Raw genomic sequence first — 1,596 nt, forward strand, 5'->3', positions numbered from 1 at the left:
TTGGATCCATATCATCTGTGCCATCGCCATCTGGTGAGTCTACGGTCTCATTGTTTGGTATCGCATTTCCGTTTGGATCTACATCTGTATCAGAATCATCACTGACATCATCCGTACCACTTGGACTGTCGCCTGTTGCACTTGCACTGTTCTCTAAATATCCATTCGCTATGTCTGTCGCTGTAATCGTTTGACGTACTACAAACGTCGCACTAGCTCCTGATGCTAAACTCGCTATTGGGTTCGTGCCTGAAATAAAGGTAACATCTGCATCTGTAACTTCTACATTGGTTAACGTGACGTTACCCGTGTTGGTTACTGTGATCGTGTAATCTATTGTGTCTTCTAATAAACCAGCTACACCTGCTGATGTAATTGTACCATCTGTCGTCTTAGTGACTGTTAATTCTGGATTATCATCTAAGTTCGTTACCGTTGGATCATTCGTTGGATCCATATCATCTGTGCCATCGCCATCTGGTGAGTCTACGGTCTCATTGTTTGGTATCGCATTTCCGTTTGGATCTACATCTGTATCGGAATCATCACTGACATCATCCGTACCACTTGGACTGTCGCCTGTTGCACTTGCACTGTTCTCTAAATATCCATTCGCTATGTCTGTCGCTGTAATCGTTTGACGTACTACAAACGTCGCACTAGCTCCTGATGCTAAACTCGCTATTGGGTTCGTGCCTGAGATAAAGGTAACATCTGCATCTGTAACTTCTACATTGGTTAACGTGACGTTACCCGTATTGGTTACTGTGATCGTGTAATCTATTGTATCTTCTAATAGACCAGCTACACCTGCTGATGTAATTGTACCATCTGTCGTCTTAGTGACTGTTAATTCTGGATTATCATCTAAGTTCGTTACCGTTGGATCATTCGTTGGATCCATATCATCTGTGCCATCGCCATCTGGTGAGTCTACGGTCTCATTGTTTGGTATCGCATTTCCGTTTGGATCTACATCTGTATCGGAATCATCACTGACATCATCCGTACCACTTGGACTATCGCCTGTTGCACTTGCACTGTTCTCTAAATATCCATTCGCTATGTCTGTCGCTGTAATCGTTTGACGTACTACAAACGTCGCACTAGCTCCTGATGCTAAACTCGCTATTGGGTTCGTGCCTGAGATAAAGGTAACATCTGCATCTGTAACTTCTACATTGGTTAACGTGACGTTACCCGTGTTGGTTACTGTGATCGTGTAATCTATTGTATCTTCTAATAAACCAGCTACACCTGCCGATGTGATTGTACCATCTGTCGTCTTAGTGACTGTTAATTCTGGATTATCATCTAAGTTCGTTACCGTTGGATCATTCGTTGGATCCATATCATCGGTACCATCGCCATCTGGTGAGTCTACGGTCTCATTGTTTGGTATCGCATTTCCGTTTGGATCTACATCTGTATCGGAATCATCACTGACATCATCCGTACCACTTGGACTGTCGCCTGTTGCACTTGCACTGTTCTCTAAATATCCATTCGCTATGTCTGTCGCTGTAATCGTTTGACGTACTACAAACGTCGCACTAGCTCCTGATGCTAAACTCGCTATTGGGTTCGTGCCTGAGA

General features: G+C 43.7%; 1 protein-coding gene. It reads right to left on the reverse strand.

The features are described from left to right. On the reverse strand, window positions 1-1,596 hold a 1,596-nt coding region (locus tag HNV08_RS16195), incomplete at both ends, for a DUF7507 domain-containing protein (protein WP_173282406.1).

This window comes from Winogradskyella eckloniae (assembly GCF_013249045.1).
In the GTDB taxonomy this organism is placed as follows: domain Bacteria; phylum Bacteroidota; class Bacteroidia; order Flavobacteriales; family Flavobacteriaceae; genus Winogradskyella; species Winogradskyella eckloniae.